The sequence below is a fragment of the Stenotrophomonas sp. YJH_SMC_64 genome (assembly GCF_059371375.1).
Map to the genome: position 1 here is coordinate 14,416 of NZ_JCAFUN010000010.1, position 24,155 is coordinate 38,570.

Annotated in this window: 15 protein-coding genes; 6 read left to right on the plus strand and 9 right to left on the minus strand. The window is 66.4% G+C overall.

Annotated elements, in window-relative coordinates:
* Window positions 1–147 precede the first annotated feature (147 nt).
* The 5 genes from betI to rpfF all read left to right on the plus strand — a co-directional run bounded on the left by betI (window position 148) and on the right by rpfF (window position 6,999).
* Complete coding sequence (gene betI, locus AC5P9L_RS12005; RefSeq protein WP_005409501.1) at window positions 148–738, plus strand: transcriptional regulator BetI; 591 nt, start codon at window positions 148–150, stop codon at window positions 736–738.
* 38 nt (window positions 739–776) lie between these two features.
* Window positions 777–2,249: a betaine-aldehyde dehydrogenase gene (gene betB, locus AC5P9L_RS12010; RefSeq protein WP_005409500.1), complete on the plus strand. Its 1,473-nt coding sequence runs from the start codon at window positions 777–779 to the stop codon at window positions 2,247–2,249.
* A gap of 101 nt (window positions 2,250–2,350) precedes the next feature.
* On the plus strand, window positions 2,351–4,033 hold the full coding sequence (gene betA, locus AC5P9L_RS12015; protein ID WP_005409499.1) for a choline dehydrogenase: 1,683 nt from the start codon (window positions 2,351–2,353) through the stop codon (window positions 4,031–4,033).
* 219 nt (window positions 4,034–4,252) lie between these two features.
* Window positions 4,253–5,929, plus strand: a complete 1,677-nt coding sequence (locus AC5P9L_RS12020; protein ID WP_012480081.1) for a long-chain fatty acid--CoA ligase — start codon at window positions 4,253–4,255, stop codon at window positions 5,927–5,929.
* A 200-nt stretch (window positions 5,930–6,129) separates the two neighbouring features.
* Window positions 6,130–6,999 (plus strand): diffusible signal factor synthase RpfF, encoded by an 870-nt coding sequence (gene rpfF, locus AC5P9L_RS12025; protein WP_032966706.1) that lies wholly within the window; start codon window positions 6,130–6,132, stop codon window positions 6,997–6,999.
* A gap of 12 nt (window positions 7,000–7,011) precedes the next feature.
* Here the strand turns inward: rpfF and AC5P9L_RS12030 are convergent, their stop codons facing one another.
* The 8 genes from AC5P9L_RS12030 to AC5P9L_RS12065 form a co-directional block, all read right to left on the minus strand.
* The gene (locus AC5P9L_RS12030) at window positions 7,012–9,735 is read right to left on the minus strand and encodes a response regulator (protein WP_227415201.1); all 2,724 of its coding nucleotides are present in this window, start codon (window positions 9,733–9,735) and stop codon (window positions 7,012–7,014) included.
* A gap of 1 nt (window position 9,736) precedes the next feature.
* Window positions 9,737–10,876 (minus strand): cyclic di-GMP phosphodiesterase response regulator RpfG, encoded by a 1,140-nt coding sequence (gene rpfG / locus AC5P9L_RS12035; protein ID WP_005409495.1) that lies wholly within the window; start codon window positions 10,874–10,876, stop codon window positions 9,737–9,739.
* Between the two features lie 205 nt (window positions 10,877–11,081).
* A complete protein-coding gene (gene lysS / locus AC5P9L_RS12040) occupies window positions 11,082–12,593 on the minus strand; it encodes a lysine--tRNA ligase (protein ID WP_062605872.1) in 1,512 nt (503 codons plus the stop codon).
* Window positions 12,594–12,823: 230 nt separating this feature from the next.
* Window positions 12,824–14,464, minus strand: a complete 1,641-nt coding sequence (locus AC5P9L_RS12045) for an acetolactate synthase large subunit (protein ID WP_138970258.1) — start codon at window positions 14,462–14,464, stop codon at window positions 12,824–12,826.
* Window positions 14,465–14,527: 63 nt separating this feature from the next.
* Complete coding sequence (locus AC5P9L_RS12050; protein ID WP_279915597.1) at window positions 14,528–15,913, minus strand: NAD-dependent succinate-semialdehyde dehydrogenase; 1,386 nt, start codon at window positions 15,911–15,913, stop codon at window positions 14,528–14,530.
* A 707-nt stretch (window positions 15,914–16,620) separates the two neighbouring features.
* On the minus strand, window positions 16,621–17,403 hold the full coding sequence (locus AC5P9L_RS12055; RefSeq protein ID WP_032966703.1) for a helix-turn-helix transcriptional regulator: 783 nt from the start codon (window positions 17,401–17,403) through the stop codon (window positions 16,621–16,623).
* 154 nt (window positions 17,404–17,557) lie between these two features.
* Window positions 17,558–18,683, minus strand: a protein-coding gene (gene prfB / locus AC5P9L_RS12060) for a peptide chain release factor 2 (protein ID WP_014037064.1) whose coding sequence is annotated in 2 segments (ribosomal slippage) — window positions 17,558–18,607 and window positions 18,609–18,683 — 1,125 coding nt in all. Because the reading frame shifts where the segments join, the coding sequence is not laid out codon by codon here.
* A gap of 144 nt (window positions 18,684–18,827) precedes the next feature.
* Window positions 18,828–19,748: a LytTR family DNA-binding domain-containing protein gene (locus AC5P9L_RS12065; RefSeq protein ID WP_279915598.1), complete on the minus strand. Its 921-nt coding sequence runs from the start codon at window positions 19,746–19,748 to the stop codon at window positions 18,828–18,830.
* Between the two features lie 175 nt (window positions 19,749–19,923).
* Between AC5P9L_RS12065 and AC5P9L_RS12070 the strand changes: the two genes are divergently transcribed.
* The gene (locus AC5P9L_RS12070; RefSeq protein ID WP_279915600.1) at window positions 19,924–21,123 is read left to right on the plus strand and encodes an acyltransferase family protein; all 1,200 of its coding nucleotides are present in this window, start codon (window positions 19,924–19,926) and stop codon (window positions 21,121–21,123) included.
* Between the two features lie 102 nt (window positions 21,124–21,225).
* Here AC5P9L_RS12070 and AC5P9L_RS12075 read toward each other — a convergent pair whose 3' ends face one another.
* Window positions 21,226–24,138 (minus strand): DUF2135 domain-containing protein, encoded by a 2,913-nt coding sequence (locus AC5P9L_RS12075; RefSeq protein ID WP_279915601.1) that lies wholly within the window; start codon window positions 24,136–24,138, stop codon window positions 21,226–21,228.
* Window positions 24,139–24,155 lie beyond the last annotated feature (17 nt).

A 24,155-nucleotide genomic window follows, 5' to 3' on the forward strand; every position in this document is an offset into this window, starting at 1 on the left:
GGAGCACATGGGCGGGGCCGGACCGGTAAACCGGGCCCATGGCGTGGGGCGCGAGCGCATCCTAGGGTTTATTGATTGAACGTTCAATCAATAAAAAGCATAATGGCGGGCAGCCCGATCCTTCGGGTCGCAATCCGTGGAGAGACAATGCCGAAGAAAGGCGTGGAACCGGTACGACGCGAGCAGCTGATCCGGGCCACTTTCCAGACCATCGACGAGATCGGCATGGCCGATGCGACCGTCGCCACCATCGCGAAGAAGGCAGGGCTGTCCAGCGGCATCGTCGCCCACTACTTCGGCGACAAGGACGGCCTGCTCAATGCCGCAATGCGGCAGATCCTGCGCGAGCTGAAGGACGCGGTCGCCCGCTACCGCGCCGACGCCAGCGACGACCCGCGCGAGCAGCTGCGCGCCATCGTCGACGGCAACTTCGACGACAGCCAGATCAACGGCACCGCGATGCGCGTCTGGCTCACCTTCTGGGCCGCGAGCATGCACCAGCCGGAACTGGCCCGGCTGCAGCGCGCCAACGACCAGCGCCTGTTCTCCAACCTGTGCCACCAGTTCAACCGCCTGCTGCCCCACCCGCAGGCCCGCCTGGCCGCTCGCGGGCTGGCCGCGATGATCGATGGCCTGTGGCTGCGCGGCAGCCTGGTCGGCGGCCAGTTCAACGCCGAGAAGTCCCGGCGCATCGCTTACGGCTACATCGACTTCCAGTTGCAGGCTGTCGCGCTATAAGCGCTTCAGCACCCGCCCCCTTCCAAGGAGTACGCCCCATGACCACCCTGCCCGTCCAACAGCTCTACATCCACGGCCAGCGCGTCGATGCCACCAGCGGCAAGACCTTCAAGACCGTCAACCCGGCCACCGGTGAGGTGATCGCCGAAGTGCAGGTTGCCAGCCAGGCCGACGTCGAGCGTGCCGTGCAGAGCGCGTCCGAAGGCCAGAAGGTGTGGGCCGCGATGACCGCCATGGAGCGCTCGCGCATCCTGCGCCGCGCCGTCGAGATCCTGCGTGAGCGCAACGACGAGCTGGCCCACCTGGAAACCCTGGACACCGGCAAGGCGCTGGCCGAAACCACCACCGTGGACATCGTCACCGGCGCCGACGTGGTCGAGTACTACGCCGGCCTGGCCACCGCCATCGAAGGCATCCAGCTGCCGCTGCGCGAATCGAGCTTCTTCTACACCCGCCGCGAGCCGCTGGGCGTGGTCGCCGGCATCGGCGCCTGGAACTACCCGATCCAGATCGCCATGTGGAAGTCGGCCCCGGCGCTGGCCGCCGGCAACGCGATGGTGTTCAAGCCTTCGGAAGTGACCCCGCTGACCGCGATCCGGCTGGCCGAGATCTACACCGAAGCCGGCGTGCCGGCCGGCGTGTTCAACGTCGTGCAGGGCCCGGGCCGCGAGATCGGCCAGTGGCTGACCGAGCACCCGGTTATCGAGAAGATTTCCTTCACCGGCGGCGTCGCCACCGGCAAGAAGGTCATGGCCAGCGCCGCGTCCTCCTCGCTGAAGGAAGTGACCATGGAGCTGGGCGGCAAGTCGCCGCTGGTGATCTGCGATGACGCCGACCTGGACCGCGCCGCCGACATCGCGGTGATGGCCAACTTCTTCAGCTCCGGCCAGGTCTGCACCAACGGCACCCGCGTGTTCGTGCCGCGCAGCATGCTCGCCGCGTTCGAGGCCGCCGTTGTCGAGCGCGTCAAGCGCATCCGCATCGGCGACCCGATGGCCGCCGAAACCAACTTCGGCCCGCTGACCAGCTTCCCGCACATGGAAAACGTGCTGCGCTACATCGAAAGCGGCAAGGCCGAAGGCGCCCGCCTGCTGACCGGCGGTGGCCGTGCCACCGAAGGCGCGCTGGCCAATGGCGCCTACGTTCTGCCGACCGTGTTCTCCGACTGCCGCGATGACATGACCATCGTCAAGGAAGAGATCTTCGGGCCGGTCATGAGCATCCTCGCCTACGACGACGAAGACGAAGTGGTGCGTCGCGCCAACGACACCACCTTCGGTCTGGCCGCCGGCGTGGTCAGCAAGGACATCAGCCGCGCCCACCGCATCATCCACCGCCTGGAAGCCGGCATCTGCTGGATCAATACGTGGGGTGAGTCTCCGGCCGAAATGCCGGTCGGTGGCTACAAGGAATCCGGCGTCGGCCGCGAGAACGGCATCTCCACCCTCGGCCACTACACCCGCATCAAGTCGGTGCAGGTGGAACTGGGCGACTACGCCAGCGTGTTCTGACCGGCGCGCCCCGAGCGCGCACCCTCGTCCGGCCACCGCGCCGATCCGACATTCCGCCGGGACGCCTGCATGCAGCGCGCCCCGGCCTGCAGGAGACACCCATGAGCACCCACAACGAGTACGACTACATCATCATCGGCGCTGGTTCGGCCGGCAACGTGTTGGCTACCCGCCTCACCGAAGATGCCGATGTCAGCGTGCTGCTGCTGGAAGCCGGTGGCCCGGACTACCGGCTCGACTTCCGTACCCAGATGCCGGCGGCACTGGCCTTCCCGCTGCAGGGCAAGCGCTACAACTGGGCGTACAAGACCGATCCCGAGCCCTTCATGAACAACCGCCGCATGGACTGCGGCCGCGGCAAGGGGCTGGGCGGCTCGTCGCTGATCAACGGCATGTGCTACATCCGCGGCAACGCGATGGATTACGACAACTGGGCCAGCATGCCGGGCCTGGAAGACTGGACCTACCTGGACTGCCTGCCGTACTTCCGCAAGGCGGAAACCCGCGACATCGGCCCCAATGACTACCACGGTGGCGACGGCCCGCTGCGCGTGACCACGCCGAAGGCCGGTAACAACGAGCTGTTCGCTGCGATGGTCGAAGCCGGCGTGCAGGCCGGCTACCCCCGCACCGACGACCTCAACGGCTACCAGCAGGAAGGCTTCGGCCCGATGGACCGCACGGTGACCCCGAAGGGCCGTCGCTCCAGCACCGCCCGTGGTTACCTGGACCTGGCCAAGCCGCGCCCGAACCTGACCATCGTCACCCACGCGCTTACCGACCGCATCCTGTTCTCGGGCAAGCGTGCGGTGGGCGTGCAGTGGCTGCACAACGACCAGCCGCAGCGTGCCACCGCGCGCCGCGAAGTACTGCTGTGTGGCGGCGCCATCGCCTCGCCGCAGATCCTGCAGCGTTCGGGCGTCGGCCCGGCCGACCTGCTGCGCAGCCTGGACATCGACCTGGTGCACCACCTGCCGGGCGTCGGCGCCAACCTGCAGGACCACCTGGAGATGTACCTGCAGTACGAGTGCAAGAAGCCGGTCTCGCTGGCACCGGCACTGAAGCTGTACAACCAGCCGGCCATCGGCGCCGAGTGGCTGTTCCTGGGCACCGGCATCGGCGCCAGCAACCAGTTCGAGGCCGGCGGCTTCATCCGCAGCGACGCCGAATTCGACTGGCCGAACCTGCAGTACCACTTCCTGCCGGTGGCGATCAATTACAACGGCTCCAACCCGATCAAGGCGCACAGCTTCCAGATGCACGTCGGTTCGATGCGCTCGCCCAGCCGCGGCCGCATCCACGTGCGTTCGAAGGATCCGCGCGAACATCCGAGCATCCTCTTCAACTACATGTCGCATGAGCAGGACTGGCGCGAGTTCCGCGCGGCGATCCGCATCACCCGCGAGATCTTCGCGCAGCCGGCGCTGGCACCGTACAGCGGCCGCGAGATTTCCCCGGGCAGCGCGCTGCAGACCGATGCGCAGATCGATGCGTTCGTCCGCGAACATGCCGAGACCGCCTACCACCCGTCGTGCTCGAACAAGATGGGCCACGCCGATGACCCGATGGCGGTGGTCGACGGCCAGGGCCGCGTGCACGGGCTGGAAGGCCTGCGCATCGTCGATGCCTCGATCATGCCGCAGGTGGTGACCGGCAACCTCAACGCGCCGACCATCATGATGGCCGAGAAGCTGGCCGACGTGATCCGCGGCCGCACCCCGCTGGCCCGCAGCACCGCGCCGTACTACAAGGCCAACGGTGCACCGGTGCGCAAGCAGGACTGACGCAAGCGCCCCGCTTGGCGACACGGTCGTGCCGGCCGCTGGCCGGCATCCACCGGAATCCCGATCGAGCGCAGATGCCGGCCAGCCGGCAGTACCAAGCAAAGAGGCCCTTCGGGGCCTCTTCGCGTTTTCCCTACGGCGGGGTATGCTGCATTGAACGGCCATTGTCGCTACGCTCAGGGCCGGAACCTAATACATCACGATTCCTGGAGGGGGAATATGAGTCTGGATCGTCCCTGGCTGCAGAGCTATCCGAAAGGCGTTCCCGCCGAAATCGACGTCAACGAGTTCCATTCGGTAGCTTCGGTCTTCGACGCTTCCGTCGCGAAATTCCGCGACCGTCCAGCCTACTCCAGCTTCGGCAAAGTGCTCACCTACGGTGAGACCGATGCGCTGGTCACCCAGTTCGCCGCCTACCTGCTGGGTGAGCTCAAGCTCAAGAAGGGTGACCGCGTCGCCCTGATGATGCCCAACTGCCTGCAGTACCCGGTGGCCACCTTCGGCGTGCTGCGCGCCGGACTGACCGTGGTCAACGTCAACCCGCTGTACACCGCGCGCGAACTCAAGCACCAGCTGGTCGATGCAGGCGTCAGTGCGCTGGTGGTGGTCGACAACTTCGGCGACACCGTCGAACAGGTCATCGCCGATACGCCGGTCAAGCACGTGGTCACCACCGGCCTGGGCGACCTGCTCGGCGCCAAGGGCGCGATCGTCAACTTCGTGCTGAAGTACGTCAAGAAGATGGTGCCCAACTACCACATCAAGGGCGCCGTCCGCTTCAGGCAGGCGCTCAAGCTGGGCAGCCGCCACGCGCTTCCGAAGGTCGAGATCGACCACGACGACATCGCTTTCCTGCAGTACACCGGCGGTACCACCGGCGTGGCCAAGGGCGCGATGCTGACCAACCGCAACCTGATCGCCAACATGCAGCAGGCGTCGGCGTGGCTGTCCACCTCGGGCATCGAGCCGGGCAAGGAAGTGATCATCACTGCCCTGCCGCTGTACCACATCTTCGCGTTGACCGCGAACGGCCTGGTCTTCATGAAGTTCGGTGGCTGCAACCACCTGATCACCAACCCGCGCGACATGAAGGGTTTCGTCAAGGAGCTCAAGGGCACCCGCTTCACCGCCATCACCGGCGTCAACACGCTGTTCAACGGCCTGCTCAACACGCCCGGCTTCGACGAGATCGACTTTTCTTCGGTCAAGTTCACCCTCGGCGGCGGCATGGCGGTACAACGTGCCGTGGCCGAACGCTGGAAGAAGGTCACCGGGGTGACCCTGGTCGAAGCCTATGGCCTGACCGAGACCTCGCCGGCAGCCTGCATCAACCCGCTCACCCTGCCCGAGTACAACGGCGCCATCGGCCTGCCGATCCCGTCCACCGATGCGTGCATCAAGGACGACAACGGCAACATCCTGGCGCTGGGCGAAGTGGGCGAGCTGTGCATCAAGGGCCCGCAGGTGATGAAGGGCTACTGGCAGCGCCCGGAGGAAACCGCCACCGCCATCGACGCCGACGGCTGGCTGCACACCGGCGACATGGCGAAGATGGACGAACAGGGCTTCTTCTACATCGTCGACCGCAAGAAGGACATGATCCTGGTGTCCGGCTTCAACGTGTACCCGAACGAAGTCGAGGACGTCATCGCGATGATGCCCGGCGTGTTGGAGGTGGCTGCGGTCGGTGTCCCGGACGAGAAGTCCGGCGAGGTCGTGAAGGTCGTGATCGTGAAGAAGGACCCGAACCTGACCGCGGAAATGGTCAAGGAACATGCCCGGGCCAACCTGACCGGTTACAAGCACCCCAGAATCGTAGAATTCCGAAAGGAGCTGCCGAAGACCAACGTCGGCAAGATTCTCCGTCGCGAGCTGCGTGATACGCCCGCCCAGTAAGGGTTTCCGGGCAACACGACAGTACAGGGGACCCCGCCGGAGACGGCGGGGTCTTTTTATTGCCGGAACATGGCCGGCCCGGCGCTTGCGGGCGGTTCACGACGGGTGCATAGAATCAGTCGCCGCCGCATGTTCAGCTCGCCCCCTCACTCCTCTCCGTCCGCTCTGCGGTTGGCCGGACGGTCACACGGAGAACTCCCATGTCTGCAGTACGCCCCATCATTACCCGTCCCGAGCAGCACCCTACCCTGCGTATCACCGAAGAACCCGAGCGGGATGTTTACTGGATCCATATGCACGCCAACCTGGTCAACCAGCCAGGCCGGCCGTGCTTCGCCTCGCGCCTGGTCGATGACATCGTCGACTACCAGCGCGAACTGGGCGATCGCCTCAGCGCCTCGCACGCTCTGTCACCCCATGTCGTACTTGCCTCGGACAGCGACGTGTTCAACCTGGGCGGCGATCTCGAACTGTTCTGCCGCCTGATCCGCGAGGGCGACCGCGCCCGCCTGCTCGACTATGCCCAGCGCTGCGTGCGCGGCGTGCATGCCTTCCATGCTGGCCTGGGCACCCGTGCCCACAGCATCGCCCTGGTCCAGGGCAATGCACTGGGGGGCGGCTTCGAGGCCGCACTGAGCTGCCACACCATCGTCGCCGAGGAAGGCGTGTTGATGGGCCTGCCGGAGGTGCTGTTCGACCTGTTCCCCGGCATGGGCGCCTACTCCTTCCTGTGCCAGCGGATCAGTCCGCGGCTGGCGGAGAAGATCATGCTGGAAGGCAACCTCTACACCGCCAGCCAGCTGAAGGAAATGGGCCTGGTCGACATCGTGGTGCCGGTGGGCGAAGGTGTTGCCGCAGTCGAACAGGTGATCAAGGAAAGCCGACGCATCCCACACGCCTGGGCGGCGATGCGTGAGGTCAACGAGATCGCCACCATGGTGCCGCTGCATGAAATGATGCGGATCACCGAGATCTGGGTAGACACTGCGATGCAGCTCGGCGAGAAGTCCCTGCGCACCATGGATCGGCTGGTACGGGCGCAGGCCCGACGCAATGGCGACCCGGCCTGATCGTCTGGCGGGTCAGGACGGGCTGCGCTCGCTGTCGTCGCGGTGCGGTGCCCCCGCACTACGGGCAGCCAACGCATTCCTGCCGTTGCGCAGAGCGGTCGCCAGGTTGCTGAGGCGGGAGCTCCATTCACCCTTCAGCTGCCAGTCCGCCATGCGCATGATTTCGCCACTGGAGGCGGCAACCTGGACAAGCCCCAGGTTGCTTGCCACGCCGCGCAGCGCGTGGGCGTGCTCGCGGAAATCCTCCCAGGCCTGGCGCTCGCCGCAGCCCTGCAGCTGGCCCATGCTCGCGTCGACGTCCGCCAGGCACTGGTCGATGAACTTGCGTTCGAAGCCATCGCCCATGCCCAGCGACGCCAGCTCGTCCAGCACCGCGGTATCGAGCACGCCATCGCCGACCGGCAATGCAGGCACCGACTGGATGCCGGGCTCGGCGCGGGTGTTGGCGGCGACATCGGCCAGCACTTCCAGCAGGCGGGTGGCCACCACGGGCTTGGCAAGGAAGGCGCGGGCGCCGGCCTGCTCGCAACGCAGGATGGACTCGGGGGTGACGTCTGCGCTCAGCACCATGACCGGAACGTAAGGCATGCCGCTGGCCTGCATCACCCGCAACTGCTTGAGCAGATCCAGTCCGCTCATGCCGGGCATGTGCAGGTCGACGATCGCTGCGTCGTAACTGGCCTGCTCCAGCGCATCGAGCACTTCAGCGCCGCCGTTGACGCAGGTGACCTTGTGGCCGGCCTTCTCCAGCAGCCGCTGCAGCACCATGCGGTTGGCCTCGTGGTCGTCGGCGACCAGAACCCGCAGGCTCCGCACCCGTGCACGATGGCGCAGGAAGGGGTTGGAAAACGCGATGACATTGCCGGCTTCAGCCACCTCGGACGGAACCGCCGGGGCTGATGAGGTGTCTGCGACGTCCAGCGTGATCTCGACCCAGAACACGCTGCCGCGCGGGCTGTTCGGAGCATAGCCGACCTGCCCGCCCATCGACTCGACCAGGCCCTTGGCAATGGCGGTGCCCAGACCGGTGCCTTCATGGCGACGGGCCAGGCCGACATCGCCCTGCTCGAACGCATTGAACAGGCGTCCGCGCAACGCCACCGGCACGCCGATGCCGGTATCGACGATCTCGAATCGCAGGCGCATCCGCTCGCTGCCCAGCGCATCGGGGCTGGACACGCGCAGATGCACGTAGCCACTGTCGGTGAACTTGACCGCGTTGCCCATCAGGTTCAGCAGGATCTGCTGCAGATGCCCGGCATCCCCGAGCAGGCGCGGCGGCACGTTGTCGTCCACCTGCACGCGATAATCCAGCGATTTTGAGCGGGTCTGCGGGGTCAGGATCAGGTTGATCGCCTGCAGCACGTCGGCCAGCGCGAACTCGTGCCACTCCACGCGCACCTTGCCGGCTTCGATCGCGGAGATGTCCAGCACCTCTTCCACCAGCGCCAGCAGGCTGCGGGTCGAGGCCTGGATGGTGTTCAGGCACTCGCGCTGTTCGTCGTCCAGGCGGGTGGTGGCCAGCACTTCGGTCATGCCGGCCAGCCCGTTCAACGGCGTGCGGAACTCATGGCTCATGTTGGCCAGGAAGCGGCTCTTGGCTTCGTTGGCCTGCCGCGCCTCGGCCACCGCCCGGGTCAAGGCATGCAGCAGCGAATCGAAGTACAGCGGAATCGCGCCCAGGCCCAGCAGCAGGCCCCAGCCCAGATAATCGTGGCCGCGCCAGTACGGCGACAGCATCACCGTGCACAGGAAGGCCAGGCAGCCCATGGCCGTGGCCACGCGCAGGTAGGTGCTGCCGTAGCGCATGCCGTTGCCGATCGTCACCCACAGCATCACCGCATACAGCGGTGCGGCCGGCTCGCCCTGGATGGTCATGATCCAGGCCATGCAGGTGTAATCGGTCAGCATGCCGATCACGCGGCGCACATGCGACACGCCCGGATTGACCAGGATCGCGGTCAGCAGGCCGGCGGAAATGGTCAGCTCGAAGGCGAGGATCAGCCACGTCGCCGTCAGCGCCTCACCGCCGCCGCTCAGCGAGCGCCAGCCGAGATAGCTGATGAACAGTGCCGTGATGATGATGCGGATCAGGTTCTGCGCGTGCTCGCTGTCCTCGCGCCCGGACAGGCGCTGCTTGAAGCGGGCCAACAGCGAGCGCTTGTCGGATCCAGCGGCGGGCGTCGTATCCATGGTCGGATGTCGCATCCTTCGGCGCAGCAGGGAGGAGCAGCACAACGGTACTGCCAGCAACCCCAACCACAGGGAAATGGCCAGCCCCAGGTTGGCCTGCCAATAGGGAGTCAACAGCACGGTAGTGCCGAAACTGACCATCGCCAGCACAATGGCAGCGGTCAGGTAACGCGGCCCGAAGCGCAGGCCGTTGCCCACCGTGACCCACATCACCACCGCATACACCCACGCCAGCGGCTCACCCATCTGGATCATGCCGATCGCGATCAGGCCGTAATCGGCCAGCATCCCGGCCACCCGCCGCAGGTCCGAGCGCTGCGGCTTCCACAGCAGCCAGCCGAACAACAGCAGCGACAGGCCCAGCCCGGTCAACGCCGTTGCCAGCGCGCCCTGGTACTGATCCAGCCGGTGCAGGCGGGCGCCGGACAACAGAACATAGACCAGGATCAGCGAGATCAGCACCACCCGCACGATCGCCTGGCCATGTTCCGAATCCGGACGCTGCGCCAGCCGACGCCTCACGCGTGCGAACAGGTCCTGCATGTCACCCACCCGGTCGCGTCGATGCCGTCGAGTGCTGGGCGCAGATATCCATCAACTGCTGGTGGCCGCGCATCAGCGCATCCACGCAACGCGGATCGAACAGTCGCCCACGCTGGGCGTACAGATAAGCCAGAGTGGCTTCCATGGTCCATGCTTCCTTGTACGGACGGGGCGAGATCAGCGCATCGAAGACGTCGGCGACAGCAACGATCCGCGCTTCCAGCGGAATCGCTTCGCCGACCAGGCCGTCGGGATAGCCGCTGCCGTCATAGCGCTCGTGATGGCGCAGCGCGATGAGCGCGCCCACCTGGATGAAACGGTTCTGGCTGCCACTGAGCAGCTCGTGGCCGATGCGTGGGTGCCGGCGCATGATCGCCAGCTCCTCGTCATTGAGCTTGCCCTGCTTGAGCAGCACCGCGTCGGGAATGGCGATCTTGCCCATGTCATGCAGCGGTGCCGCCATCTCGATCAGGCGCACGTCGTCTTCGGGCAGGCCAAGCTGCTCGGCGATCAGCCCCGCAACGCGCGCCATGCGTTCGAGATAGGCACTGGTGCCGGCATCACGGAACTCGATCGCCCGGGCCAATCGCGACAGGGTCTCGCGTTCGCGTTCCTCGACCTCGTGCATGCTGGCCAGCAGGCGCTGCTCCAGCGACAACGCACGTTGCTTCACGTTCTCGGTCTGCTGGCGCAGTTGCAGCAGGTTGTAGCAGCGCGCGCGCAGTTCGCGCGGGCGGATCGGCTTGACCAGGAAGTCGATGACCCCCGCTTCCAGCGCCGCCTGGCGGATCGGCTCGTCGCCGACCACGGTGATCAGGATCACCGGGATATCGCGGTGCTTGGGCAGGCGACGGAATCGACGGGCGAACTCCAGCCCATCCATCTCCGGCATGCGGTAATCGAGCAGCAGCAGGTCGACCGGGTGCGCCTCGCACCAGGCCAATGCGGTCAGCGGATCACCGAAGTCATACACGCTCAGTTCCGGCGCGATGTCTTCGATGACGTGACGCAGCATCGTCCGCGCGGACGTCTGGTCGTCAACAATGACGATGTTCAACGCGTACTCCGCCTGGTTTCTCGACCATGCTGGATCATCAGCAGGCGAGGATACCCTGCTGCTGCGAACGCTCGCACCCTGCATCGGCCCGACTCCCGTGTCATGCGTCCCGGTTCATGATCGTCATCACATTGTGAAGCGGACTCTCCACAATGCGCACTCCCCCTGGCGCCGATCAAGCCATAACAGACGTCAAGGTAGTGCATTAACGATACGCCGAGCGCGGGAGGCGTCAATCGCGCCGTCTCATTTCGCGACGGCGCGCACAAACGGGAGTCAAAAAGACGACTTACTGCTCCGGACGCATGTACGGGAACAGCAGCACGTCACGGATCGAGCTGCTGCCGGTCAGCAGCATCACCAGGCGATCAACGCCGATGCCGAGGCCGCCGGTCGGGGCCATGCCGTACTCCAGCGCACGGATGTAGTCGGCGTCGTAATGCATCGCCTCGTCGTCGCCGCCTTCCTTCGCGGCCACCTGGGCCTGGAAACGCTGGGCCTGGTCTTCCGGGTCGTTCAGTTCGGAGAAGCCGTTGGCCAGCTCCTTGCCGTTGACGAACAGCTCGAAGCGATCCGTGTAGCCCGGGTCGTTGTCATTGGCACGGGCCAGCGGCGAGACCTCGACCGGATGGTCGGTGATGAAGGTCGGCTGGATCAGGGTGTGCTCGACCGTGGCCTCGAAGATTTCCAGCAACAGCTTGCCCCAGCCGTAGGACGGCTTGACGCGGATGTTCAAGCGCTCGCAATGGCGCAGCAGCGCATCGCGGTCAGTGCAATCAGCGGCCGAGATTTCCGGGTTGTGGTGGCGCACTGCCTCATCCATGCGCCAGCGACGGAACGCCGGGCCCAGGTCGATCTTCGCGCCGTCCCACTCGACCTCGGTGCCACCGTTCACGGCCTTGGCCACATCACGGATCACACCCTCGGTCAGGTCCATGATTTCGTTGTACGTGGCATAGGCCTCGTACAGTTCCATCATGGTGAATTCCGGATTGTGGCGGGTGCTGACGCCTTCATTGCGGAAGTTGCGGTTGATCTCATACACACGCTCCAGGCCACCCACGGTCAGGCGCTTGAGGTACAGCTCCGGCGCCACGCGCAGGTACAGGTCCAGGTCCAGCGCGTTGTGATGAGTGGTGAACGGCTTGGCCGCCGCGCCGCCGGGGATGTAATGCATCATCGGCGTCTCGACTTCCAGGAAGTCGCGGTTGTCCAGCCACGCGCGCATGGCGCGGATGATCTTCGAGCGCTTGATGAACACCGCGCGCGACTCCGGGGTCACGATCAGATCGACGTAACGCTGGCGGTAGCGCTGCTCGACGTCGGCCAGGCCGTGCCACTTGTCCGGCAGCGGGCGCAGCGACTTGGTCAGCAGGCGGATCGACTCTGCCTTGACCGACAGTTCGCCGGTCTTGGTACGGGTCAGGCCGCCTTCGACGGCGATGATGTCGCCCACGTCCCAGCCCTTGAAGGCCGTGTAGGCATCGCCCAGCACCGCGCCCTGCAGGAACAGCTGGATGCGGCCGGACTCGTCCTGGATCTGCGCGAAGCTGGCCTTGCCCATGATGCGCTTGGCCATCAGGCGGCCGGCCATCTTCACCTGGCGGCCGCTGCCTTCCAGCGCCTCGGCGGTCCAGGTCTCGGCATCGGCGAATTCTTCCTGCAGGCGGCCGGCGAAGTCCTCGCGACGGAAGTCGTTCGGGTACGCGATGCCCTGCCCACGCAGCGTTTTGAGTTTCTCGCGGCGCTCGGCGATCAACTTGTTTTCGTCAACGGGGGGGGTATCGGTAGCTTCGCTCATGGATCTGCGGGAATCGTGTAGTGAGGGGGGATGTTGCACCCGGCACAGCCGGTTGCCCAGCATACCAAAACCGCCCTGCCCCGGCCGGGAGAGGGGTCAGATCCCTTTGCGCAGCAAAGGGATCTGACCCCGTTTGGCGATGCCCCCGGTAGCCGACAACCTGGGTTGGCGTCCTGCGTGCCGACCAAGGTCGACACCTACCGGGCGGATCGGCCGACCCTGCTTCGCCGTTACCTGTTCCCGGGGAACGCCTGCCGCAGCTCGTCCACCAGCACCCGCTGGTTCTCCGAATAGTCCACCGGCACCGACACCAGGTGCACCCCGCCCTCGTTGAAGGCCGCCTCCAGCGTCGGGATGAACTGCTCGATGGCGGTCACCTCGTGGCCCTTGCAGCCGTAGGCTTCAGCGTACTTCACGAAATCCGGGTTGCTGAAGGTCATGCCGTAGTCGGTGAAGCCATCTACCGCCTGCTTCCAGCGGATCATGCCGTAGGCGCCGTCGTTGAGGATCAGCACCACCAGGTTCAGGCCCAGCCGACGCGCGGTCTCCAGCTCCTGGCTGTTCATCATGAACCCGCCATCGCCACACACCGCCAGCACCCGCCGCTGCGGGTACAGGATCGAAGCCATGATCGCCGACGGCAGGCCCGCGCCCATGGTCGCCAGCGCATTGTCCAGCAGCAGCGTATTGGCCACCTGGGTGCGGTAATTGCGCGCGAACCAGATCTTGTACATGCCGTTGTCCAGCGCCACGATGCCGTCCGGCGGCATCACCTGGCGCACGTCGTGCACCAGCCGCTGAGGCGTGAATCCAGCCTCCTCGGCTCGGTCAGCCAGGTGTTCCAGAATGGTCGCGCGCAGCGGCAGCAGCGCGTCAGCATCCGGCACCGCGCCTTCGATACGATCGGCCAACTGGGTCAGCGAACGACCGATGTCACCGATCACTTCCACCTGCGGGAAGTACACCTGCTCCACCGCCGCCTGCGAGTAGCCGATATGGATCACGGTCGGCCCACCCGGGCGCATCACGAACGGCGGCTTCTCGGTGACCTCGTGGCCGATGGTGACGATCACGTCGGCCTGGTCGATCGCCATGTGCACGTAATCGCGCTCGGTCAGCGCCGCGGTGCCCATGTACAGGCCCGAACCACCGGCCACCGCGCCCTTGCCCATCTGCGTGGTGAAGAACGGAATGCCGGCGCGCAACACGAACGCCGACAGCGCTTCGCTGGACTGCGGCCGCGACGCCGCCGAGGCGATCATCAGCAGGGGGCGCTTGGCGTTGCGGATGATCTCCGCCGCCCGATCCAGCGCCTCCGGACTGGCAATGGGACGATCCACCGCGTGCGGCGGAATCAGCGCCACGCCCTCGACCTCATCGGCCGCGATATCTTCGGGCAGCTCCAGCAGCACCGGGCCCGGGCGCTCTTCCTGGGCGACACGGAACGCCTCGCGGACGATGGTCGGGATGGTGCGCGCCGAGACGATCTGACGCGCCAGCTTGGTCAGCGGCTTCATCGTGCTGACGATGTCGACGATCTGGAAGCGCGCCTGCTTGCTGGCGACGATGCCCTTCTGCCCGGTGATCATGATGACCGGCCATGCGCCAAGCAGCGCATACGCGGCGCCAGTGGTGAAATTCAGCGCGCCGGGGCCGAGCGTGGCCAGGCACACGCCCGGCTTGCCGGTCAGGCGGCCATAGGTGGCCGCCATGAACACGGCCGCCTGCTCGTGGCGGGTGATGACCAGCTCGATGCTGGAATGGCGCAGCGACTCGACCACGTCGAGATTTTCTTCGCCGGGAATGCCGAAAATGCGCTCGACGCCTTCGTTCTCAAGTGCGGCGACAAGCAGATCTGAACCCTTGGACATTGGAATGCCGTCCTTTTCGCTGGACTGATGGTGGATCGTTGCAGGAAGGATGGAAGCTGCGCGTCAACGCTTGTCGAACCACACGGTCTGCGCGTTGACGAATTCGCGGATGCCGAAGTGCGAGAGCTCACGGCCGAAGCCGCTCTTCTTCACGCCGCCGATCGGCACGCGCGGATCGGACGCAGAGAAGCCGTTGACGAATACACCGCCGGTCTGCAGCCGGCGCGCCAGCTGCATCGCACGGGCGCGGTCGCCGCTCCACAGGTTGCCGCTGAGGCCGAACTCGCTCTGGTTGGCCAGTTCCACCGCATGGTCGGCGTCGCGGGCGCGGCTGATCGAGGCCACCGGCCCGAACGTTTCGGTGTCGAAGGCCTGCATGCCCGGCTCAACCCCGGCCAGCACAGTGGGTGCATAGAACGCACCCGGACGATCCAGCTGGTGACCGCCGACCAGCAGCTGCGCACCGGCGTCGACCGAAGCACGTACCTGCGCGTCGAGCTGCTCCAGCAGATCCTGGCGCGCCATCGGGCCGATGCGGTTCGCCGGGTCGCGGCCGTCGCCAATGGTCAGTGCCTGCACCTTCTGGCAGAACTGCGCCACGAAACGATCGTAGACCGCGTCTTCGACGATGATGCGCTTGCCGGCGATGCAGACCTGCCCGGTGTTCTGGAAGCGCGAGGCCACCGCCGCATCGACGGCCGCATCAAGATCGGCATCGGCCAGGACGATGAACGGATCGGAACCGCCCAGTTCCAGCACCACCTTCTTCAGCGCCTGCCCGGCCTGGGCAGCAATGCTGCGACCGGCGGCCACACTGCCGGTCAGGGTCACCGCCGCGATGCGGTCATCGGCGATCGCGCGGCTGGTGCCCTCGCGGCTGATGTTGGCAGCGATGAAGGTGCCCTCCGGCAAGCCGGCATCGCGCCATGCGGCGTCGAGCAGCTGCGCGGTACCGACGATGTTCTCGGCCGGCTTCAGCAGGAAGCCGTTGCCGCCCATCAGGATAGGCACCGCCGCGCGCATCACCTGCCAGTACGGGAAGTTCCACGGCATGATGCCCAGCACCACGCCCAGCGGCAGGTAGGACACGTAAGCCTTGTCGTCGGGCACCTGGGTCGGTTCGTCGCGCAGGAACTGCGCACCGTTGTCGGCGTACCAGTCGCACAGCACAGCACACTTCTCGATTTCGGCCAGCGCTTCGGCCTGGACCTTGCCCATTTCGGCGGTAGCCAGCGCGGCCAGCTTTTCACGGTCACGGCGTAGCACCGCGGCCATCGCACGCAGTACGTCTGCGCGCTGTTCGAGGCTCTTGACGCTCCAGGCCGCAAAGCCGAGCTGGCCGCGATCCAGGATTGTTTCCAGCTCGGCGTCGGTGGCGAAGGGATGGCTGGCGATCTGCTGGCCAGTGGCCGGATCGCGGGAAATGGCGGTGGTGGGGGCAGCGGACATGCAGGGCTCCTGTTGTCTCGACAACGGGCGGTGGCCCGTCTCCTGCACAGGAATGTGGACCCGAATGGCGGAGGCAACAAGGCGTCTGCTTATCCTGTGACCTGCACTTACCTGCCTGAATGGGGTTTTCGGCAGGGCTGCGCCCTGCACCCGCTACGATCCAGAGCAACAGCAACAGCAACAGCAGAAGCTGGTTTCCTGAGGGATGGCGGGGTGGGTCCGGTTGCGGGAGACGCTATAAACCCTTCCATGGGGGCTTGGCCGCGGCATCCATGCCGCGGACACTCCCGCAACCGGACCCATCCCGCCTTCGACAGAGTTCTGCGATCTGTCGGGACGGCGCTCTGCGTTGCTGTTGGTGGGTGTCGACCTTGGTCGACACAGTAGACCCACGCCATGCGTGGATGACTCATTCGATATCTGAGAGAAAAATCGTGTCGACCAAGGTCGACACCTACCAACAGCCGCGCGGAACAAAGCCGCAGTTGCCAACAACCGCGCGAAATCTGTCTGAGGTGGGGTGGTGTGGGTTGGCAGGACCGTTGGCGCCATGGATGGCGCCATCGAGCCCCCATGGACGGGTTTACGGCGTGTCCTGTCAACCCACACCACCCCGCCATCCCTCGGATAGTCCGCTGTTGCTGTTGCTGTTGCCGTTGCTGTCGCTTCGGCCTCTGCGGGTGCAGGGCGCAGCCCTGCCGAACAACCTACTTCCGCGGCAGGTAGGTCACCAGGGAAAGGTCATGCCGGCTCTCCGGCACCAGCGCCACGTACTGCAGGTCCAGCAACCCGCGCGTGGGATGGTTCAACTTCTTCGCCCCTTCATCGAACCGGCGCACATCGTGCTCCGGCCACCACTGGCGGAACTCCTCGCTGTGCGCCGAGATGTCCTCGACCAGCGCCAGGAACGGAGCCTTGTCCGGCGCCTGCGCCATCGCCGCGCGGAAGCCTGCCAGCAGGCCGCGGGTCATTTCTTCCCAGTTGAGGATCAGCGTGCGGTACGGCGGGTACAGGAACATCAGCCGCAGCGTATTGCGCTCGTGCGGCGCCAGCTGGCTGTAGTCCACGAACAGCTCGGCGATGGCCGGATTCCAGGCCAGGATGTCGAAGCGGGTGTTGCGCACGTACGCCGGGATCGGCTGCATCGCCTCCACCAGCTGGCGCAGGCCGTCGGTCACACTCTCGTCCGGTGATTCCAGCGGCACGCCGTAGCCGGACAGTGCGAAGGCATAGGCGCGTTCGTCGTCGCTCATGCGCAGCACCTGTGCCAGGCGCTCGAGCACCTCGGGCGAGGCACGCACTTCGCGGCCCTGCTCGATCCAGGTGTACCAGCTCACGCTGACCCCGATCGCCAGCGCCACTTCCTCGCGCTTCAGGCCCGGGGTGCGCCGCCGCCCGGCCGGCAGGCCGAGCGTGGCGGGGTCGACACGGGCGCGGCAGGCCTTGAGAAAGCCGCCGAGTTCCTTGCGTTCACTTTCGCTGCGCATCATCGCTACCGCCGTACCCGTTGTAGCGTCGAGCCATGCTCGACGCATCTGCTACTGCGCCAACAGCAGCCGAGCATGGGCTCGGCTCTACCGGAAGCGTGATCAGCCACCCTCGGCGTTGCGCACGAGGGTGACGACATCCGCGCAGGCGCGCCGATCAGGCATCGACGCGCTTGGAGCCCACGGCCAGACCGGCCTTCAGGCTGGCCTCGACGAACTCGTCCAGATCGCCGTCCAGCACCTTCTGCGTATCCGAACGTTCGATGCCGGTGCGCAGGTCCTTGATGCGGCTCTGGTCGAGCACGTAATTGCGGATCTGGCTGCCCCAGCCGATGTCGGACTTGGTCGCTTCCACGGCATCCTTTTCGGCGTTGCGCTTCTGGATCTCCAGCTCGTACAGCTTGGCGGCCAGCATCTTCATCGCGTTGTCGCGGTTCTGGTGCTGGCTGCGGCCGGTCTGGCAGGCCACCACGATGTTGGTCGGGATGTGGGTGATGCGCACCGCCGACTCGGTCTTGTTGACGTGCTGGCCACCGGCACCCGACGAACGGTACACGTCGGTACGCAGGTCGGCCGGATTGATGGTGATGTCGATGTTGTCATCGATTTCCGGCGACACGAACACCGAGGTGAAGCTGGTGTGGCGGCGGTTGTCCGAGTCGAACGGCGACTTGCGCACCAGGCGGTGCACACCGGTCTCGGTCTTCAGCCAGCCATAGGCATAGTCGCCTTCCACGCGCAGCGTGGCCGACTTGATGCCGGCGACGTCGCCGCCGGAGACTTCCATCAGCTCGGTCTTCCAGCCGCGCGATTCACACCAGCGCAAGTACATGCGCAGCAGGATCTCGGCCCAGTCCTGGGCTTCGGTGCCACCGGCACCGGCCTGGATGTCGACGAACGCAGCGGCATTGTCCATCTCGCCGGAGAACATGCGCTGGAACTCCAGCTTCTCCACGTGCGCCTGGTGCTTGTCCAGGTCGGCCACCACCGCCAGTGCGGTGTCCTCGTCCTGCTCGGACTCGGCCAGCTCGAGCAGTTCGGTGGCGTCGTTCAGGCCATCCAGCACCGAGGCGATGCCGCCCACGGTCTTTTCCAGGCTGGAACGTTCGCGGCCCAGGTTCTGGGCGTACTCGGCGTTGTTCCAGACGTCGGGGCTTTCCAGCTCCCGCGTTACTTCTTCAAGACGCTCCTTCTTGGCGTCGTAGTCAAAGATACCCCCGAAGCGACAGCACGCGATCGGTCAGATCGGTGATGCGCTGGCGGACAGGATTCAGTTCGATCATGTCGGCGGTTATGCATTCAAAAGATGACTGCCAATGATACCGCAGGCCGGGGGCGCCCGGAATGAGGGACCAGGCCTGCCGCTGGGAGCCAACCACTGGTAGACCCGCCTCTGTAGAGTCGACTGTCAGTCGACTGCTTTTCATTCAGGTTGCGGTGGAGCCCGCGCTGCGCGCGATAGTCGACGAACAGTCGACTCTACCCGCGCCCGCGCCGCCCAGCGCCTGCCGCAGGACCGGCAGCTGGCGCCGGCTGCAGGGCACTTTGGCTCCATCGGCCATGTGCAGCAGGGCCTCGCCTCCGTCCAGCGGCTCGATCGAGCGCAACTGGCCGCGATTGATCAGCCAGCTGCGATGCGGGCGCAGGAACTCGCCCGGGTCCAGCCGCTGCTCCAGCACCGCCATGGTGATCCGCAGCGGGTAGTCGTGCCCGCGCACCCGCAGGTTCACGTAGTTGCCCGCCGACTGCGCGTACTCCACATCTGCGGTGGCAACCAGGAATTCCTTGCCCAGCTTGCGCACGAGGAAGTGCTGGGGGCGCTCGACCGGCTCCACCGGCGGGCCGACGTCGGGCTCGGCCAGCAGGCTCGCTTCGCCCTGCCTGCGCCTGCCGAACCAGCTGGCAAAGTGCTCGAGGGCCACGAACATCGCGAACGTGCGCACATCCTTCAGGTATTCGTAGGCAAAACGCTCCAGCCAGCCGGCATCGTCCTGGTAGCGGTAGCCCAGCGACGCGTAGGCCAGATGCCGCAGCAGCATCATCCCCACCACGTGCAGCAGCGACCAGCCGACGCTGGCCAGCAGATACAGCGGCAACCGCCGCCTCCAGGTATCAGCATGCAGCGGCCAGCGCTCGCAGCCCCACCACAGCAACGGCAGGGTCAACAGGATCAGACCGAGGCTGCTGAACTCCCAGATCATCGGCTCCCACAGCCCGAGATCGGCGCCGCGGCGACTGGCGTCCATCACTTCCACCAGCGCATTGGTCACTGCCGAGGCCGACAGGATCGCCGCCCACACCAGCAGGCGGGTTGAAGTACGCCAGCGCGATGGTCGGCCCTGGGTCATTGCTGCATCCATGTCGTTGCGGTGCTCCAGCCTGCCTCAAGGGACCAAGGGTAGCGGCTCCATTGGTCCCACCACCCCCGCCATTGGTCACTGCGTCGGTTCCAGCGGCCCCTTGCCGGTCGCCGCACGGACCGGACGGCGTCACCTTGGCTCGACTCTCCGGCACACCACCACCATGACCCGACGCCATGACATCGACGCCCTGCGCGTGTTCGCCTTCGCTCTGCTGATCCTCTACCACACCGCCATGGCCTACGTGGACGACTGGGGCTTTCACCTCAAGAGCGTGCATACCGCCGAATGGCTGCAGTGGCCGATGCTGTTCGTCAACCGCTGGCGGATGTCGCTGCTGTTCCTGATCTCGGGTATCGCCATCGCGCTGATGCGGCCGGAAGGCAGGTTGCTGCGCTTCGCCGGCCTGCGCACCTGGCGGCTGCTGCTGCCGCTGCTGTTCGGCATGTTCGTGATCGTGCCGATCCAGCCCTACTGCGAAGGCGTAGCCAACGGCCACGTGGCACCCGGCTTCGGCCACTTCCTGCTGCGCTATTGGCAGGTGCGGCCATGGCCGGAAGGGAGTTTCGCCGGTTGGCAGTACGGCATCACCTGGAACCATCTGTGGTACCTGGCGTATCTCTGGGACTACACGCTGGCACTGGCCCTGTTGATGCCGTTGCTGGGAACGGCGGTGGTGCGCCGCGCGGTGGCGTTCTGCGCAGCATCGCCGATGCTGCTGATCGGCCTTCCGTCCGCCCTGCTGCTGGCCTGGGTGATCTGGCTGGAGCCGATCTACCCGTCCACCAATGCCCTGCTCAGCGACTGGTACCAGCACGCGAAGTACGCAACGGTCTTCCTGGCCGGCTACCTGCTGGGTCGTGAGCCGGTGTTCTGGCAGCGCGTGGTCGCCCTGCGCCGCACCACGCTGTGGCTGGCGCTTGCTGCCGTTGGCTGGTATCTGGGGTTGCGCATCCTCGGCCAGGTGCTGCCCGCCGACTCACCGCTGCGGCAATGGCCCGAACCGTTCTGGGACCTGCAGGGCCGGGCCAGCCAGTCGCTTTACGTATGGACCGCGCTGCTGGCCATCCTCGGCTGGGGAAAGGTCTTCCTCGATCGCCCGTTCCGCTGGCTGCCGTACTGCACCGAGGCGATCTATCCGTGGTACATGCTGCACCAGAGCCTGATCATCGCCCTGCTGTTCTGGCTCAGGCCGCTTCGGTTGGGACCGTGGATGGAACCGGCCCTGCTGCTGGGCGGCACTGTCGGCGGCTGCCTGCTGATCCATGAGTTGCTGATCCGTCGCGTGCGTTGGCTGCGGCCCCTGTTCGGCCTGCGTGCCGAACCGCCAGCGGCGTCAAAGGCGCGCACCGTGGCGTTGTAGAGCCGCGCCGAGGCTCGGCTGCCTGTGCCGTGAGCCGGGCATGGCCCCGGCTCTACAGCAAAGCAGTCGAGCAAGCTCGACGCTACGCGGACGTCCGAGCGATCAACGCACCTCAAACTCGCCCACCAGGACGGTTTCGGCGCGATCCTTCAGGCGCATCGTCACCATCTGGTCCTTCTGCTTGGCCGTGCCCCAGTGGGTGGTCAAGCGGAGCATCAGGGTCGTCGCGCCGGTCACCAGCTGCTGGCGGCTTCCGAAGTAGTTCGCTTCCACCTTGTACTTGCCTGGCTTGGCGTTGCGCAGGGAGAACTGCTCGGGGCCATAGCCGCCGGTGAAGTCCTGCGACATCTGCCCACCCTGGTACGTCAGGCGGTTGCCGTAGTACGCGCGCTCGCCGTTCGGGTCGGTCATCCACAGATCCATGTCGCTGTTGTCGGCATCCCACGACAGCACCACGCGCAGGTCCAGCGGCATCGCCTGCAGCAGGCGCGGGTCGATACTGGTGGTATCCAGCCGGGGCGTGCTGCGGGCCACCAGGTTGGTCAGTTCATCCAGTGCGATCAGGGCGATGCCATCGAAGCGGCTGTCCCACGGCCGCACCACCACCTGGTACAGCGGCGCCAGCGCCTGCTGCGGCTTGCCGGCCGCGGCCAGTGCCAGGCCCAGGTCGCGGAAGCTCTGCGGTTCTTCCTGGCCCATCGCCAGGACCTGCTCGAACACCGGCACCGCCAGTGCGGGGGCATCAGCCTGCATCAGCCGGTAACCGAGCACGCGCAGCAGGTGGCGGTTGTCCAGATCCATCTCGGCCAGGTTCGACAGCACACGCAGTGCCAGGTCGCGCTGACCCTGCTCCAGCAGCAGGTCGGCTACGTCGAGGAAGAACGCGCTGCTGTCGGCATGCGCATCGCGCTCGGCCAGGTAGCGGTCATACAGTTGCGACGCCGGGCCCTGGCGCAGGCGCCGGGCGATGGCCGAGTCCGGCTGCCAGGCCGCCAGCTGGATGCCGAGCTCGCCCTCGTTGGCGGCAGCGGGCGCAGCGACACGGCCACCAGTGACCGTGATTGAATCGAGGGCCATGTTCGATGCAGGCGCCGAGCGACGTGCACGCGCGCTGCTGGCTTCCATGCGCTGCTCGGCGGCGGCGGCCATCGGTGCCGGGGCGGGTGGTGCCGCAGGGGCCGGCGCGGCGAGCATCGCCACCGGCGCCGATTCCATCGCATGGTCCGCCGAGGCCACTTCCAGTGCCCCGCCCTTCGCCTGCGGCGACGCCCCCTTCGGCCAGCTGCGGTTCCACCACTGCTGGCGCTCCTTCCAGCGTGCCGCCACTTCATCCAGGCGCTGGCGATCAGCAGCGGCGCGATCTCTTACCTGCACTGCAAACCTGGCGTCGTACCCGGCGCGCAGCGTGCCCGAAGGGCGGATCGCATAGCGCAGGTAGTCCTCCAGCGTCTCCAGCACGATCAGCGAGGTATCCGGCCCGACCAGGCCGAACTGTTGCGACAGCCGCTGCATCGACTCGCGGTTGCCACGGCGGTCGGCGGCCAGCTGCTGCAGGCGCGCCTGCGCCCACAAGCCCGCCAGCAGTTCACCGTCGTTGCTCTTCTGCGTGGCGGGCAGCGCCTGCCATTCGCCGCCACCCACGCGCACCCGCATCGGCACTCCGTCGGCCGCCAGTCGTGCGTGCAGCCACAGCCAGCCCTGGGCTTCACTGCGACGATCGATCACCACGTCCTGCACGCCGCGCCCCGCATCGACCTGCACATCCAGCGGCGACGACAGCAGCTCGCGCGCCGCCGCATCGACATCCGTACCCAGCGCGACGAAGCGACCGCCATGCGCCTCGCTCCAACCACGCAGTCGCACGGCATCGGTGCGCGCACCGGCGCTGCTGACCGCAAACAGGCGTTGATCCGGCGCCATCGCCGGCAGCTGTTCCGGCCCGTAGGTCAACAGCCCATCGCTGACCAGCAGGTACTCCTTCACGCCCGGCTGCGACTGCCACTGCGCCAGCGCGCTGGCACCGTCCGGGCGCACCGCCTGCAGTGCTGCGCGCAGCTCGTTCCAGTTACCGGCGCGGATGCGGAAGCGACGCACCGGTTCAGCGCGATCACGCAGCACGGTCAAGGCCACGGTGCCGTCACCCAGCGCGGCGAAATAGCGATCCAGCAGGGCGAACTCACGCGTGCGATCGCGCTGCCCCGCCGAACCGGAGCCGTCCCACAGCAGGCCGATCTCGCTGGGCAACGTGCGGGGTGTACTGCTGGCCGCCACCGGCAGCTGTGCCAACAGGTAGTGCCCATCCTGCCAGGGCGCCACCTGCACCTGTGCGTGGCGGGCTGCCGGCAGGTTCCACTGGAGTTGCTTCGGCAGCTGCGCACCCTTGCCCTGCCACTGCAGCTGGCCCGCGCTGATGCGGAATGGCGCAGCACCTGCGGTGGCCGCGTCGGGAGCATGCACCTTCAGTTCAACCGAGGCTGCACCGGCGGCGAACTGCAGCGGCAGCGTCCACTGCCAGCTTTGGCCGGCGAAGGCCAGCGGTTCGCGGATCACCAGCTGCACACGCCGACTGCCACCGGCCGGCAGCGGGTAGACGCGCAGGCGGAACTGGTTGCCGGCGGTCTGTTCCAGCAGGCCCGGATCGACACCACGGCGGGCGATTTCCTCGAACACCTGGCGGCCGCGGTCCTTGGCCACCGGCACCGCGTCACGCATCTCGCCGTTGATATCCAGCGCGAAGCCGGTGATCTGCTGGCCATCAGCCAGCGGGAACTGCAGCTCACCCTCCAGCACACGACGGTTCGGGTTGTGGAATTCCAAGGTGATCCGGGTCTGGGCAACGCCGGCCTGGACCTCGCCTTCGATGCGGGCGTGTCGCAGTTGGACCGCCTGCTCGGCAGCCGGGGCAATCAGCAACGGCGTGCTGGCCTGCGGCCGGGAGATCGGCGGCGACTGCGCGCCAGCGGGCCAGGCCGCAAGGGCCAGCAACAACACAGTGCAGCAACGGGCGAAGACCATGACCGGACTCCAGTGGG

Excerpts from the sequence above, each read along its gene's own strand:
- betI (WP_005409501.1), top strand. The coding sequence starts at position 148 with ATGCCGAAGAAAGGCGTGGAACCGGTACGACGCGAGCAGCTGATCCGG.
- betB (WP_005409500.1), top strand. The coding sequence starts at position 777 with ATGACCACCCTGCCCGTCCAACAGCTCTACATCCACGGCCAGCGCGTC.
- betA (WP_005409499.1), top strand. The coding sequence starts at position 2,351 with ATGAGCACCCACAACGAGTACGACTACATCATCATCGGCGCTGGTTCG.
- AC5P9L_RS12020 (WP_012480081.1), top strand. The coding sequence starts at position 4,253 with ATGAGTCTGGATCGTCCCTGGCTGCAGAGCTATCCGAAAGGCGTTCCC.
- rpfF (WP_032966706.1), top strand. The coding sequence starts at position 6,130 with ATGTCTGCAGTACGCCCCATCATTACCCGTCCCGAGCAGCACCCTACC.
- AC5P9L_RS12030 (WP_227415201.1), bottom strand. The coding sequence starts at position 9,735 with ATGCAGGACCTGTTCGCACGCGTGAGGCGTCGGCTGGCGCAGCGTCCG.
- rpfG (WP_005409495.1), bottom strand. The coding sequence starts at position 10,876 with ATGCAGGGTGCGAGCGTTCGCAGCAGCAGGGTATCCTCGCCTGCTGAT.
- lysS (WP_062605872.1), bottom strand. The coding sequence starts at position 12,593 with ATGAGCGAAGCTACCGATACCCCCCCCGTTGACGAAAACAAGTTGATC.
- AC5P9L_RS12045 (WP_138970258.1), bottom strand. The coding sequence starts at position 14,464 with ATGTCCAAGGGTTCAGATCTGCTTGTCGCCGCACTTGAGAACGAAGGC.
- AC5P9L_RS12050 (WP_279915597.1), bottom strand. The coding sequence starts at position 15,913 with ATGTCCGCTGCCCCCACCACCGCCATTTCCCGCGATCCGGCCACTGGC.
- AC5P9L_RS12055 (WP_032966703.1), bottom strand. The coding sequence starts at position 17,403 with ATGATGCGCAGCGAAAGTGAACGCAAGGAACTCGGCGGCTTTCTCAAG.
- AC5P9L_RS12065 (WP_279915598.1), bottom strand. The coding sequence starts at position 19,748 with ATGACCCAGGGCCGACCATCGCGCTGGCGTACTTCAACCCGCCTGCTG.
- AC5P9L_RS12070 (WP_279915600.1), top strand. The coding sequence starts at position 19,924 with ATGACCCGACGCCATGACATCGACGCCCTGCGCGTGTTCGCCTTCGCT.
- AC5P9L_RS12075 (WP_279915601.1), bottom strand. The coding sequence starts at position 24,138 with ATGGTCTTCGCCCGTTGCTGCACTGTGTTGTTGCTGGCCCTTGCGGCC.